The 13,391-nt window shown below is 71.8% G+C and carries 11 protein-coding genes and 1 pseudogene; all 12 read left to right on the plus strand.

Annotated elements, in window-relative coordinates:
- Window positions 1-492 (plus strand): annotated as a pseudogene (locus ABZY57_RS08595) (F420-dependent NADP oxidoreductase); the annotation flags it as partial.
- Entirely contained in the window at window positions 477-1,010 is a 534-nt protein-coding gene (locus tag ABZY57_RS08600; RefSeq protein ID WP_356509511.1) for a (2Fe-2S)-binding protein, read from the plus strand. The pseudogene ABZY57_RS08595 and the gene ABZY57_RS08600, both read left to right, overlap by 16 nt.
- Before the next feature lie 5 nt (window positions 1,011-1,015).
- Window positions 1,016-3,421, plus strand: coding sequence for a xanthine dehydrogenase family protein molybdopterin-binding subunit (locus tag ABZY57_RS08605; RefSeq protein ID WP_356509513.1), 2,406 nt, complete (start codon window positions 1,016-1,018; stop codon window positions 3,419-3,421).
- Window positions 3,418-4,242 carry an FAD binding domain-containing protein gene (locus tag ABZY57_RS08610; protein ID WP_356509515.1) on the plus strand — a complete coding sequence of 275 codons (825 nt, stop codon included), beginning with the start codon at window positions 3,418-3,420 and terminating at the stop codon, window positions 4,240-4,242. Before ABZY57_RS08605 ends, ABZY57_RS08610 begins: the two co-directional genes overlap by 4 nt.
- A 35-nt stretch (window positions 4,243-4,277) precedes the next feature.
- Entirely contained in the window at window positions 4,278-5,561 is a 1,284-nt protein-coding gene (locus tag ABZY57_RS08615) for an MFS transporter (protein WP_356509517.1), read from the plus strand.
- The gene (locus tag ABZY57_RS08620) at window positions 5,558-7,057 is read left to right on the plus strand and encodes an ATP-binding protein (protein WP_356509519.1); all 1,500 of its coding nucleotides are present in this window, start codon (window positions 5,558-5,560) and stop codon (window positions 7,055-7,057) included. The genes ABZY57_RS08615 and ABZY57_RS08620 overlap by 4 nt, the downstream gene beginning before the upstream one ends.
- A gap of 12 nt (window positions 7,058-7,069) precedes the next feature.
- Entirely contained in the window at window positions 7,070-7,411 is a 342-nt protein-coding gene (locus tag ABZY57_RS08625; protein WP_356509521.1) for a nuclear transport factor 2 family protein, read from the plus strand.
- Between the two features lie 101 nt (window positions 7,412-7,512).
- Window positions 7,513-8,160, plus strand: coding sequence for a TMEM175 family protein (locus ABZY57_RS08630; protein WP_356509523.1), 648 nt, complete (start codon window positions 7,513-7,515; stop codon window positions 8,158-8,160).
- A gap of 72 nt (window positions 8,161-8,232) precedes the next feature.
- Complete coding sequence (locus tag ABZY57_RS08635; RefSeq protein WP_356509525.1) at window positions 8,233-9,570, plus strand: transposase; 1,338 nt, start codon at window positions 8,233-8,235, stop codon at window positions 9,568-9,570.
- Complete coding sequence (locus tag ABZY57_RS08640; RefSeq protein WP_356509527.1) at window positions 9,570-10,778, plus strand: XdhC family protein; 1,209 nt, start codon at window positions 9,570-9,572, stop codon at window positions 10,776-10,778. The genes ABZY57_RS08635 and ABZY57_RS08640 overlap by 1 nt, the downstream gene beginning before the upstream one ends.
- 136 nt (window positions 10,779-10,914) lie before the next feature.
- Window positions 10,915-12,357, plus strand: coding sequence for a GuaB1 family IMP dehydrogenase-related protein (locus ABZY57_RS08645; protein ID WP_356509529.1), 1,443 nt, complete (start codon window positions 10,915-10,917; stop codon window positions 12,355-12,357).
- 166 nt (window positions 12,358-12,523) lie between these two features.
- Complete coding sequence (locus ABZY57_RS08650) at window positions 12,524-13,333, plus strand: VOC family protein (RefSeq protein WP_356509531.1); 810 nt, start codon at window positions 12,524-12,526, stop codon at window positions 13,331-13,333.
- Window positions 13,334-13,391 lie beyond the last annotated feature (58 nt).

Below are 13,391 nucleotides of genomic sequence, written 5' to 3' on the forward strand. Positions count from 1 at the left end.
GCCTCGGCGGGGTGCGCCGCCGAGGCCGCGGCCCGGTCCGAAGTCCTCGTCCTGATGGTGCTGTTCGACAGCGTCCAGGGGCTGCTGGCGCAGGAGGCCGTACGGGACACCGTGCTCGTGGACGCCACCAACGCGTTCAGCGGCCCGGGCGCCGCACCCCGATCGGGAGGGGGCCGGGATCTCGGCGGCCGGGGATCCAGCGAACTCGTCGCCGAATGGTATCCGGGTACCCGGATCGTCAAATCCCTGAACACCATGCATTTCGAGACGCTCGCCGTCGCCGGCACCGCGCCGGGCCCGCGTCTGGCCCATTTCACGGCGGGCGACGACGGGAAAGCCAAGGAAATAGTCGCGGGAATCATCACGGATCTCGGATTCGCTCCCGTGGACACCGGTCCGCTGCACTCCGGAGGAATTCTCCAGCAGCCCGGCGGGCCCCTCTTCAACCGGCCGCTCACGGAAGCGCAGGCGCTGGCATGGACCTCTCACTGAACGTCAACGGAAGACCCGAGCAGTTCGCGGCCCAGCCGAACGAACTGCTCGTGGAACGGCTCCGCGACGGCCTCGGACTGACCGGCACCAAGGTCGGCTGCGACACCGGCCAGTGCGGAACCTGCGTCGTCCGGCTCGACGGCCGCTCCGTCAAGAGCTGCCTGATCCTCACCGCGGCGGCCGCCGGCTCCGCGGTGACCACCATCGAGGGGGTCACCACCCCCGGCGGTGAACTCACCGGCCTCCAGGAGGCCTTGCGGCAGGAGCACGGCACCCAGTGCGGCTTCTGCACCCCCGGGATGGTCATGGCCCTGGGCGAACTCGTCGACAGCACCGCCGACCGCGAGCCGCCCACCGAGCCCGAGATCCGCGAATGGCTCACCGGCAACCTGTGCCGCTGCACCGGCTACCACAGCGTCGTACGAGGAGTGCAGCGCGCCTGCTCCGCGGCCCGCGCGGACGCGCCGGCCCAGCCGGCCGGCGCCACCGCCGCCGCCACGTCCGGACAGGAGGGGTGAGGGAGATGACCGCAGTCACGGGGGAGACCCCGCTCCAGGGCAACGGCGTGCTCGGGCAGCCGCTGGACAGCCGTGAGGACCCGCAGCTGCTGCGCGGCGAGGCCACGTACGTGGGTGACATCGACCTGCCGGGCACCGCCCACATGGCGATCCTCGGCAGCCCCGTGGCCCACGCGAAGATCCTCTCCATCGACACCAAGGCCGCCGAGCAACTGCCCGGCGTGCTGAAGGTGGCCACCGCGGCCGACTTCACCGACGTCATGCCGCTGCCCTGCATCTGGATACCCGGCGGGGTCGAGAGCCACTTCCCGCCCCACCCCTACGGACTTCCCGGGTCCCGCCCGGTGCTGTCCGGCGACACCGTGCGCCACGTCGGCGACCCCCTCGCCGTGGTCGTCGCCGAGACCCCGCGCCAGGCCGCCGCCGCGCTCGCCGCCCTCTGCGTCGAGTACGAGCCGCTGAGCGTGGTGACCCGCGCCGACGAGGCCCTCGCCGAAGGCGCTCCGCAACTCCACGAAGCGGTCCCCGGCAACCTGAACGCGTACTGGACCTGCGGCGACAAGGACCGGACCGACGCCGCCATCGCCGCGGCCGAGGTCACCGTCGAGCTGGACCTGGTCAACCAGCGCACCATCAACAGCCCCATCGAGCCCCGCGGCGCGGTCGGCGACTACAACGCCGCCACCGGCGAGTACACGCTGTACGCCTCCACCCAGGGGCCGCACAACCACCGCTTCCTGCTGTCCGCCCTGGTCCTCGGCATCCCCTTCAACAAGCTCCGCGTCGTCGCCCCGACCGTCGGCGGCAGCTTCGGCACCAAGGGGTACCTGTACCCCGACATGCCGCTGGTCCTGCTGCTCTCCAAAGCGCTCGGCCGACCCGTGAAGTGGGTCGACACCCGCACCGGGCTGATGAACTCCACCGTCCAGGGACGCGACCACCGCCAGCACGTGACCCTGGCCGGCACCCGCGACGGCCGGATCACCGCCGTGCGCTGCACGAGCTACGCCAACCTCGGGGCCTACCCCTCCACCATCGGGCCCGGCGTCGCCACCGCCCTGATGGGCCGCTCCATCAGCGGCATGTACGACATCGACGCGGCGTTCTGCGAGGTCTACGCGGCCTTCACCAACACCGTCCCGCTCGGCGCCCAGCGCGGCAGCGGGCGCGCCGAGGCCGCGTTCCTGATGGAGCGGCTCGTGGACCGGTACGCCTCCGAGATCGGCATGGACCCGGCGGCGGTGCGCCGCAAGAACCTGGTGCCGAAGGAGAAGTTCCCGTACGACAACGGCCTGGGCTGGACCTACGACTCGGGCGACTACCAGCTCAACTTCGACCGGGCCATCGAGCTCTCGGGCTACGCCGACATGCCCGCCCGCAAGACCGAGGCCCGCGCCCGCGGCAAGCGGCTCGGCGTCGGCATCGCCTCCTACGTGGCGATCTGCGGGGTCGGCCCCTCCACCCGGATGTCCAAGGAGGGCATGCTCGGCGGAACCTGGGAGAGCGCGAACATCCGCGTCCACCCGACCGGCGAGGTCACCGTCACCGTCGGCTCCGCCTCCACCGGCCAGAGCCACGGCACCGTCTTCGCACAGGTCGCCGCCGACGAGCTCGGCATCGACCCGGCGCAGGTCCAGGTCTTCGAGGGGGACACGCACAAGGCCCCGTACGGGCAGGGCACGTACGGCTCGCGCTCCTACAGCATGGCCGCGCCGGCCATCGCCCTCACCGCCCGGAAGATCAAGAGCAAGCTGGTCAGGGCCGGAGCCGTCTTCCTCGGCGTTCCCGAGGACAAGGTCGTCTACGCGGACGGCAGGGTCTTCGAAGAGGGCAACGAGGAGAACACCAAGACCTTCGCCGAGCTGGCGATGGCCATGTGGTACGGCTGGGGGCTGCCCCCGGAGATCGAACCCGCCCTCGACGAGACCACCCACTTCGACCCCCCGGACTTCAACTACCCCTTCGGGACGCACGTCGCGGTCGTCGAGATCGACGAACTGACCGGCGAGACCGAGGTGGTGGCCTACACCGCCGTCGACGACGCGGGCAACATCGGCAACCCGAAGATCGTCCGCGGGCAGATCGAGGGCAGCATCCTGCACGGCCTCGGCCAGGCCCTCATGGAGCACGCCGAGTACGGCCCGGACGGGCAGCTCGTCAGCCGCGACCTGGGCCACTACGCGCTGCCGCGCGCCGCCGACGCGCCCTTCTTCACCCTCGACAAGACGGTCACCCCCTCCCCGCACAACCCGCTCGGAGCCAAGGGCGCGGGCGAGATCGCCACCGTGCCGCCCGCCGCCGCCGTCGTCAACGCCGTCGTCGACGCCCTGTCCGACCTGGGTGTCCGGCACATCGACATGCCCGTCACCCCCGAGAAGGTCTGGCGCCGTCTGAGAGGGGAATCCCAGTGATCCTCGCCGACTTCGACTACGTACGTCCCGTCGGCCTCGACGAGGCCCTGACCCTGCTGGCCGGCCACCCCGGCGCCCGGGTGCTGGCCGGCGGACAGAGCCTGCTGCCCGGCCTGCGCACCGGGGAGGACCGGGCCTCCCTGCTCGTCGACGTCCGCCGGCTGGAAGAGCTCCGGGGGATCGAGCGGACCCCCGCGGGGATCCGGATCGGGGCGATGACCACCCTGGCCGAACTGGCCGCGGACCCCCTGCTGCTCGCCGAGGCGCCGGAGATCGCCGCCGCGGCCCGCGCCAACGGGGACCCCCAGGTGCGCAACCTCGGCACGGCCGGCGGCAACCTCGCCGCCACCGGCCGGGCCACCGACCTGCCCGTCGCCGCCATGGCGGCCGCGGCCACGGCCGAACTCGCCGGGCCGGGCGGGGTGTCGACGCTCGACGCCGAGGAACTGGCCGCCTCCGGCGTCCCGACGGGCACCCTCATCACCGCCCTGCTCGTCCCGGCCGCCGGCGCCGCCGCCGCCTTCGAGAAGACCGCGGACCGGGCGACCCGCTACCCGGTCTGCGCTGCCGCCGTACGGATCACCCCCGACGGGCCGCGCATCGCCGTCACCGGGGCCACCGCCCGCGCACTGCGGCTGCGCGGGGTCGAAGAACGGCTCGGCGCGGGCCCGTACACCACGCAGACCGTGCTCGCGGCCTTCCGCGCCGAACCCCGGGAGCTGTTCGTCCCGGGGCGCGGCACCTCGGCCGAGTACCTCGGCCACCTCGCGGGCGTACTCACCGCCCGCGCGCTCACGAGGGCCGTGCAGGCACCCGCCTGACCGCCCACGACGGGGGAGTTGAAGCAGTGGAACCGTTGCCCACGCCAGCACGGACCGTGCCGTCCGCGACCACCGAGGGGGGCACCTCGCGTCCAGCCGCCGGCTCCGCGGGTGCATCGGGAGGCTCCGGCTTCCGGGTGGTGGGCGCGGTCCTCGTCCTGCTGATGCTCTCCTCCTCCGTCCCCTCCGCCCTCTACGTGCTCTACCAGCAGGAGTGGGGCCTGTCCTCCGGCATGATCACGGTGGTCTTCGCCCTGTACGCCGTCACCGTGCTCGCCGGGCTCCTGCTGTTCGGCTCGCTGTCCGACACCCTCGGCCGGCGGCCCGTACTCGCCGCGGGGCTGGTCCTCGCCATCGTCTCCATGGGCTTGTTCGCCGCGGCCCAGGGAGCCGGCCTGCTGCTCGCCGCCCGCGCCGTGCAAGGGCTGGCGGTGGGGCTGGCCACCGGGGCCATGGGCGCCGCCCTGCTGGAACTCGGCCCCAGCTCCCGTCCGGCACGCGGCGCCCAGGTCAACAGCGCCGGCCCGACCGTCGGCATCGGCCTCGGTGGCCTCGGGGCCGGACTGCTCGTGCAGTACGCGCCCGCGCCGACCGTCCTGACCTACCTGCTGCTCGTCGGGGCCTTCGCGGCCTGTCTGGTCGGCGTGGCCCGGATGGCGGAGAGCGCCCCCGGGCGGGCGGCCGGGACCGGTGGGCGGCTGAAGATCGCCCCGCACCGGATCCACATCCCCGCCGCGGCGCGCGGCCGCTTCGCCGTGCTGATCCTGACCATCGTGGCCGTCTGGTCGGTCGGCGGCTTCTACCTCTCGCTCGGCCCGCACCTGGCCCTCTCCCTGCTCCGGAGCACCAACTACCTCGTCGGCGGAGCCACCGTGGCCCTCCTCGCCGGCGCCGCCACCGCCGCCCAGCTCCTGCTGGGCCGCACCGAAGCCCTGCGCACCGCCGTCCTCGGCCTGTTCGGCCTGCTCGGCGGGCTGGCCCTGGTGCTCCTCGCGCTCGGGCTGGGCTCGGCCCCCGTCTTCCTCGCGGCCACCGCCGTCCTCGGAGCCGGCTGGGGCGCCGCCTTCCTCGGCTCCTTCCGCGCGCTGAGCGCACTGGCCGAGCCCGCACACCGGGGCGAACTGACCGCCGCCGTCTACGTGTTCGCGTACCTCGCGATGAGCGTGCCGGCGGTGCTCGCCGGACTGCTCACCAACATCCACGGGCTGCACCGCACCTCGGTCGGCTTCATGGCCACCGTCGCCGCCGTGTGCGTGCTCGCCCTGCTCGCCACCCTGCGGCTGGCCGCCCGGAACAGGACGGAAGGGAGCACCGCATGACGGCGACCCCGAACACCGCCGCACTGCGCACCGCCCTGCGCGGGCTGGAGATCTTCGAGAGCCTCACCGAGGAGCAGCTGGACTGGCTGGTGTCGGTCTCCGAACCCCGGGTGCTCGCCGACGGTGAGGTCCTCTTCCGGGACGGGGAGGAGGCCAGGGGCTTCCACGTCCTGCTCTCCGGGGGCCTCGTGGTGACCAAGGTCGTCGACGGCCGCGAGGAGGTCCTGACCCGCCACTCCACCGAGGAGGAGAGCGCCGCCGCCGAGGGCCACGACGGCAAACCTTCGGCCGCGCACCGGTTCACCGGTGAACTGCCGCTGCTGACCGACGGGTCGTACGTGGCCACGGCCGCGGCGAGCGGGCCGGCCACCACCGTGGTGGCGTACGCGAAGCCGGTCTTCTTCGAGATGCTGACCCGCTGCCACGGGGTGGCCGCCGTACTGATCCCCGTGCTGGCCTGGCGCATCAAGTCCTCCGAGGTCCAGGCCCGCAAACGGGCCACCGTCGAAGCCCTGGGCACCCTGGCGGCGGGTCTCGCGCACGAGCTGAACAACCCCGCGGCCGCCGTGGCCCGCGCCGCGCAGGAACTGGCGCCCGCGCTGGACCATCTCACCCGGACCGCCCAGACCTGGGGCGCGGCCGCCACGGACGCCGAGCGCTCCGTGTTCGACCGGCTCGCCGCCGAACTGGACAAGGTGGCACCGCCGTTGGTCACGGACCCGCTGGACCAGGCGGACGCGGAGGAGCAGATCGCCGACTGGGCCGAGGAAGCCGGCGCGGAGCGGGCGGGGCTGCTCGCCTCGGGGGTCTGCGACCTCGGACTGGACCTGGGCGGGCTGCTGGAGCGGCTGGAGGGGGTCGGTGAGCCGGCCCTGCCCGCGGCCCTGGACCACCTGGCGGCCCTTCTGGAGATCCGCTCGCTCGCCGCCGAGCTGCGGGCGGCCGGTCCGCGGATCTCGCAACTGGTGTCGGCCACCCGGGATTACGCCAATCTCGACCGGGCCCCCGAGCAGCGCTTCGCGGTCACCGACGGACTGGAGAACACGCTGGTCGTACTGCGTGCCAAGCTCGCCGGAATCGGGATCGTGCGCGCGTACGAAGCGGACCTGCCCGAACTGACGGGCTACCCGGGCGAGCTGAACCAGGTGTGGACCAACCTGGTCGACAACGCGGCCGCCGCCATGGAAGGCGCCGGAACCCTGACCCTGCGCGTCCGGGTCGAGGGCGTCTGCATGGTGGTGGAGATCGCCGACACCGGCTCGGGCATTCCCGGGGAATCCCTGCCGAGGATCTTCGAACCCTTCTACACGACCAAGGACGTGGGGAAGGGGACCGGTCTCGGTCTGCACCTCAGCTATCGCATCGTGACCCAGCGCCACCACGGTTCGATCACGGCCCGCTCGCGCCCGGGGGAGACCCGGATGACCGTACGGCTGCCGCTGTCCGGTCCCACCGACTCCACCGTCCCCATCCATCCATCCCCATCGAAGAGTTGAAAGGGAGTCGACATGCCCAAGTACGACATCTCCACGCTGCACCCGGTGTTCGTCCGGCAGATGGACGCGATCGCCGCCCTGGACATCGAGGCGGTCATGAAGAACTACACCGACGACGCCGTGCTGTTGCGCTTCGAGGGCGTATCCGTCGGCATCGACGCGGTGCGTGAGACGTTCACCGGTTACCTGACGGTGAAGCCCGCCCTCGTGGAGCTGCAGGAGTACGTCGAAACCGACGACACGATCTTCTACCGGGCGATCATGAGCCTGAACGGTGAACCGGAGCACGCGTTCGGGACGCTCGTCGTGCGCGATGGCCGAATCTGGCGGCAAACTGCGGGCTTTGGCAGCTGATTGCCGAAATCTGGGTAGCGTGTGCGGGGAGGGTGGGGATGCACACCCTCCCCGCATGTGCCACAGCCGTAGATATATGCAAGAAGCGTGAAGGGGAGGGCATGGAAACGGAAACCGGCCGGGTCGAGGCATTCAGTGACGGTGTATTCGCGGTCATCATCACGATCCTCGTCCTGGAATTGAAAGTTCCGGAAGAAACCGGGTCTGAGTTCTGGCACGGAGTACGGGAACAGTGGCCGCATTACGCCGCCTATGTGGTGAGTTTCCTCATCATCGGTGTGATGTGGGTCAACCACCACACCATCTTCAGTCACATCAAGCGGGTCGACCGCCCTTTGCTGTTCCTGAATCTCCTGGTGCTGATGGTGGTGTCGGTGGTCCCGTACACCACCAATGTGCTCGCCGAACACCTCATGGAAGAAGGGGGATCGGCCAACGCGGCGGCCGTCCTCTACAGCCTCGTCACCGTGGCCTACGCCTTGGCGTTCATGGCCTTCTGGTGGTACGTCACCCGGGTCGGACACCTCTTCCACGACCAAGTGGACAAGGACGGCGCCCGAGCCACCAGGGTCCGTTTCGGTCTGGGTGCCGTCGCCTACCCCTGCACCGTCGCCCTGGCGTTCTTCTCCGCTCCGCTCACTCTCGTCGCCCACTTCCTGATCGCGCTCTACTATGCGGCGAACCAGATCCCCATCCCCCTCGTGGTAGAAGAAGAGCGGCTCGAATCTGTCAGCGACCTCAGGAAGTAGCCGTCGGGACCTACGGCCGTTCTCCGCGGTCAAGTAGGGTAATGGATCTAGCTGGTCGCGGGGGAGGCCCAGATGGCTCGCGTAGTCCTGCCGGAGGAGTCCACGAAGGAAATCTCCGAATTGATCGATGTTCTGATCTCGCTCTTCTTCGAGTCGTTACCCCGGCGGGACCAGCGAAACTGGGCCCGCGTATACCTGAACGGCCTGGTGCGGACCAACGGCAAGAAAACAATTCGTAACATCGCCGGAACCGGGGCCAGTTCCGTCGAGCAGAGCCTGCAGCAGTTCATCAGCAAATCCCCCTGGGACTGGACCCCCGTCCGCCGCTCCCTCGCCCAGCACCTGGAACGCACCGCGCAGCGCCCGCTGGCCTGGGTGGTGCAGCCCATGGTCATCGAGAAGGCCGGGGACCGATCGGTCGGTGTGGGACGGCAGTTCGTCCCCCAGCTGGGCCGCACCGCCAACTGCCAGCAGGCCAGCGGCATCTGGCTCACCTCAAGCGATGCCGGCTTCCCCGTCGAATGGACCCTCACCCTCCCCGGGCCCTGGACGGCGGAGCTCCTGCGACGCCGGCGGGCCGGGATCCCCGACACGGCCCGCTCGCTCACCCCCGCCCAGGACGCGGTACACGCGGTCCAGCGGATGGCCGCCACCTGGCAACTCCAGCGCAGGCCCGTGGTGATGGAAGTATCCAACAGCGAACTGCCGCAGTGCATCGAGTCGTTCGCCATGCAGGACATCCCCTTCGTATTCAAAGTGGACGGCACCCTGCCCGTCTCCTTCGGCGGGGCGGGACGGCACAAGCCCGGCCCGCACACCGCGCCCGCCCGCGAGCTCATCGACTCCCTGCGCTCCCAGCGGCGCGTCGTCGAATGGACCCGGCACGGCCGCGCCGAGGGGGCGGTCACCCTGCTCACCTCGGCCGCCATCGTGGCCACCCCCGGTGAGGACCGCCTCGTGCCGGCCCCGCCCGTGCCGCTGCTGCTCGTCGGTGCCTGGACCGAGGCGGCCCTGCTGCCCTCGGAGTTCTGGATCACCAACATCGGGGACCGGCCGCTCGCGCAGCTCTTCCTCCTCGCCAAACTCACCGACCGGGTCGCGCTCGACTTCGCCGAGGTCTGCGAGCCCGCCGGAATCCGGGACTTCGAGGGCCGCTCCTTCCGCGGCTGGCACCACCACGCCACCCTCGCCAGCGTCGCCCACGCCGCGATGCTGCTCGGCGCGCGCGGACGGGGCCCCCACCCCTCACCCCCCGAGCCGTACCCCGGCCCGGTCCGCAGCGCCCCCACGCGTACGGTGACCGCCGCCCACACGGCCGCGCACACCGCTGCCCACACCGCCGGAACCCCGTCGCTGCCGCCGAGACCGGTCATCCCCGGGCAGAGCCCGCGCCGCGAGTACATCCGCTGATGCTCGACATCGCCGAAGAGCTACGCGCGTGGTGCGCCGCCGGACGGGACTTCGCCCTGGCCACCGTGGTCGCCGTCAGCGGAAGCGCGCCGCGCGGTCCGGGCGCCTCCCTCGCCGTGGACACCGGGGGCACCGCGCTCGGATCCCTCTCGGGGGGCTGCGTGGAATCCGCCGTGCACGAGCTGTGCCTGGAGGCGATCACCTCCGGGCACGGCGGCGTGCACCGCTTCGGATACAGCGACGACGACGCCTTCGCGGTGGGGCTGACCTGCGGGGGAGTCCTCGACGTCCTGATCACGCCGGTGCGCCGGCACGACCCGGTGCGGCCCGTCATCGGGGCGGTGCTCGACGCGGCCTGCGCCGGCGCCCGCTCCGCGCTGGGCCGGGTGGTCTGCGGGCCGCCGGAACAGGTGGGCCGGGCCATCGCCGTGCACGCGGACGGTTCCTACGAGGGCCGCCTCGGCGGGGGCGCCGAGCTGGACCGAGCCGCCGCTGAGCGGGTCCGGGGCTGGCTGGCGGCCGGCCGCACCGGCACCGCCGAGCTGGGCACGGCGGGCGGGCTGTGCGGGCAGCCCGTGACCCTGCTGGTCGAATCGGCCGCCGAGCCGCCCCGGCTGCTGGTCTACGGGGCCATCGACTTCGCCGCCGCCCTCACCCGGATCGGCGCCTTCCTGGGCTACCGGGTCACGGTCTGCGACGCCCGGCCCGTCTTCGTGACGGCCGCCCGGTTCCCCGACGCCGACGAGGTGGTCGTGGACTGGCCGCACCGGCACCTGGCCGCGGAATGGGAGGCGGGCCGGCTGGATTCCCGTACGGCCGTGTGCGTCCTGACCCACGACGCCAAGTTCGACGTCCCGCTGCTGACGCTCGCGCTGCGGCTGCCGCTCGGGTACGTGGGGGCCATGGGCTCGCGCCGCACCCACGAGGAGCGGGCGCGGCGGTTGCGCGCGGAGGGCGTGGAGGCTGCCGCGCTGGCCCGGCTGCGCTCGCCGATCGGCCTGGACCTCGGCGGGCGGACCCCCGAGGAGACCGCACTCGCCATCGCCGCCGAGTTCACGGCCGTCCGGTACGGGAAGGGCGGCGGCAGCGGCGGCAGGAGTGGTGCCGGCGTCGGCGGAACGATTCTCCCGCTGGCCTGGAGCCACGGTCCCGTCCATCACCGGGCGGCGGACCCGCCGGCGCCCGACCGGAGGGCCAAAGTCCCGTAGGAAGCGACCATTCGGCCCCACATGTCCTGGACGATCGGCCGGGGCGGTGTGAACTCCTGGTCGTGTGAGAATGAAGTACGTGCGTTCCTCGACTGCCCTGTCGGGGTCACCTCCGAACGACTGGGATGTTCAGCACGTGCGTTTTCTCAATGACCTGAAGCCGCCGTACGACCTGACGTACGACGATGTGTTCATGGTGCCGAGCCGCTCCGCGGTCGGTTCCCGCCAGGGCGTCGACCTTTCCGCGCCTGACGACACCGGCACCACCATTCCGCTGGTCGTGGCCAACATGACCGCCATCGCAGGCCGCCGGATGGCCGAGACGGTCGCCCGCCGCGGCGGCATCGTCGTCATCCCGCAGGACATCCCGATCGACGTCGTCACCGACGTGATCTCCTGGGTGAAGACCCGCCACCTCGTGCTCGACACCCCGATCACGCTGGCCCCCACCCAGACCGTCGCCGACGCGCTGTCCCTGCTGCCCAAGCGCGCGCACGGCGCCGGCGTGGTCGTCGACGCGGACGGCCGCCCGGTGGGCGTCGTCACCGACCACGACCTGACCGGCGTGGACCGCTTCACCCAGCTCTCCGAGGTCATGTCGAAGGAGCTCCTGCTCATCGACGCCGACATCGACCCCCGCGAGGCCTTCACCAAGCTCGACGCCGGCCACCGCAAGCTGGCCCCCGCCGTCGACCAGGACGGCAAGCTCGTCGGCATCCTCACCCGCAAGGCCGCGCTGCGCGCGACCCTGTACACCCCCGCCACCGACGCCAACGGCAAGCTGCGCATCGCCGCCGCCGTCGGCATCAACGGCGACTTCGTCGCCAAGGCCAAGCAGCTGCTCGACGCGGGCGTGGACACGCTCGTCATCGACACCGCGCACGGCCACCAGGAATCGATGATCAACGCGATCAAGGCCGTCCGCGCCCTTGACCCGCAGGTCCCGATCGTCGCCGGCAACATCGTCGCCGCCGAGGGCGTCAAGGACCTGATCGACGCCGGTGCCGACATCATCAAGGTCGGTGTGGGCCCCGGCGCCATGTGCACCACCCGCATGATGACCGGCGTGGGCCGCCCGCAGTTCTCCGCGGTGCTGGAGTGCGCGGCCGAGGCGAAGAAGTACGGCAAGCACGTCTGGGCCGACGGCGGCGTCCGTCACCCGCGCGACGTCGCGATGGCGCTGGCCGCCGGTGCGTCCAACGTCATGATTGGCTCCTGGTTCGCCGGTACGTACGAGTCCCCGGGCGACCTGCAGCAGTCGGCCGACGGCCGCCTGTACAAGGAGTCCTTCGGCATGGCCTCCGCGCGCGCGGTCCAGAACCGCACCTCGGAGGAGTCCTCCTACGACCGCGCCCGCAAGGGCCTCTTCGAGGAGGGCATCTCCACCTCGCGGATGTTCCTGGACCCGGCCCGTCCGGGCGTCGAGGACCTGATCGACTCGATCATCGCGGGCGTCCGCTCCTCCTGCACCTACGCCGGTGCCGCCTCCCTCGCGGAGTTCGAGGAGAAGGCCGTCGTCGGCATCCAGTCCGCCGCGGGCTACGCCGAGGGCAAGCCGCTGCACGCCAGCTGGAGCTAGTCGCGCCTCACCACTGCGCCGGGGTCCCCGTGGGGGCCCCGGCGCAGTGCTGTCCGGCCCCCGGCACCCGTGCCCCGCGACCGCGGACCGCGCCCGGGGGACCGACGGGCGGGGGCAGATGTCCGGTGCCACGCTGGTCGTATCCGATCCGCGAAAGGCAGTCGTCATGATCACCACTGACTTCGTCCCCGGCTCCCCCTGCTGGCTCGACCTCGGCGCACCCGACGTCCCCGCCGCCGCGGCCTTCTACGGCGCCGTCCTCGGGTGGGACTACGAGTCCATGAGCCCGGGGGAGGGCGAGGGGGAGGACATGGAAGGCGGCATGTTCCGGAAGGACGGCAAGATCGTCGCCGGGCTGGGCAAGCTCACCGAGGAGGGGGCCCGCCCGGCCTGGATGATCTACTACAGCGTCCCCGACGCCGAGGCCACGACCCGCGCCGTTCAGGGCGCCGGCGGCACCGTGCGCGTGGAGCCGAGGAAGCTCGACGAGTGGGGCACGATGGCGCAGTACAGCGACCCGCTCGGCGGCCAGTTCGCCGTCTGGCAGCCCGGTGAGAACAAGGGCGTCGACCTCGTGGACCAGCCGGGATCCCTGTCCTGGACCGAGCTGTACACGAGCGACGCCGCGGCGGCCCGGGAGTTCTACGGGAGCCTCTTCGGCTGGCAGTTCAGCGACATGCCGATGCCGGGCGGCGAAGGCACGTACACCCTGATCACCCCCGCCGGGCAGCCCGAGGGACGCATGCAGGGCGGCCTCATGGAGCTCTCCGCGGAGGACCTCGCCGTCGCGGGCGGAAGGCCGTACTGGCACCCGGTCTTCCACGTCCCCGACTGCGACGCGGCCGTCGCCGAGGTCACCGCGCGCGGCGGCAGCGTACAGATGGGGCCCGCGGACGCCGAAGGCGTCGGCCGTCTGGCCGTCTGCCTCGACCCGTCGAACGCCGACTTCGTGGTGCTGAACCCGTCCCAGGACTGAGCGCTGTCCCTGCCCGGACCTGTCCCTTCCGCCTCTCCTTCCGCCTCCCCCTTCCACC

The sequence above is a fragment of the Streptomyces sp. NPDC006450 genome (assembly GCF_040612195.1).
Taxonomy (GTDB): Bacteria; Actinomycetota; Actinomycetes; order Streptomycetales; family Streptomycetaceae; genus Streptomyces.

Excerpts from the sequence above, each read along its gene's own strand:
- ABZY57_RS08600 (WP_356509511.1), top strand. The coding sequence starts at position 477 with ATGGACCTCTCACTGAACGTCAACGGAAGACCCGAGCAGTTCGCGGCC.
- ABZY57_RS08605 (WP_356509513.1), top strand. The coding sequence starts at position 1,016 with ATGACCGCAGTCACGGGGGAGACCCCGCTCCAGGGCAACGGCGTGCTC.
- ABZY57_RS08620 (WP_356509519.1), top strand. The coding sequence starts at position 5,558 with ATGACGGCGACCCCGAACACCGCCGCACTGCGCACCGCCCTGCGCGGG.
- ABZY57_RS08625 (WP_356509521.1), top strand. The coding sequence starts at position 7,070 with ATGCCCAAGTACGACATCTCCACGCTGCACCCGGTGTTCGTCCGGCAG.
- ABZY57_RS08630 (WP_356509523.1), top strand. The coding sequence starts at position 7,513 with ATGGAAACGGAAACCGGCCGGGTCGAGGCATTCAGTGACGGTGTATTC.
- ABZY57_RS08635 (WP_356509525.1), top strand. The coding sequence starts at position 8,233 with ATGGCTCGCGTAGTCCTGCCGGAGGAGTCCACGAAGGAAATCTCCGAA.
- ABZY57_RS08640 (WP_356509527.1), top strand. The coding sequence starts at position 9,570 with ATGCTCGACATCGCCGAAGAGCTACGCGCGTGGTGCGCCGCCGGACGG.
- ABZY57_RS08650 (WP_356509531.1), top strand. The coding sequence starts at position 12,524 with ATGATCACCACTGACTTCGTCCCCGGCTCCCCCTGCTGGCTCGACCTC.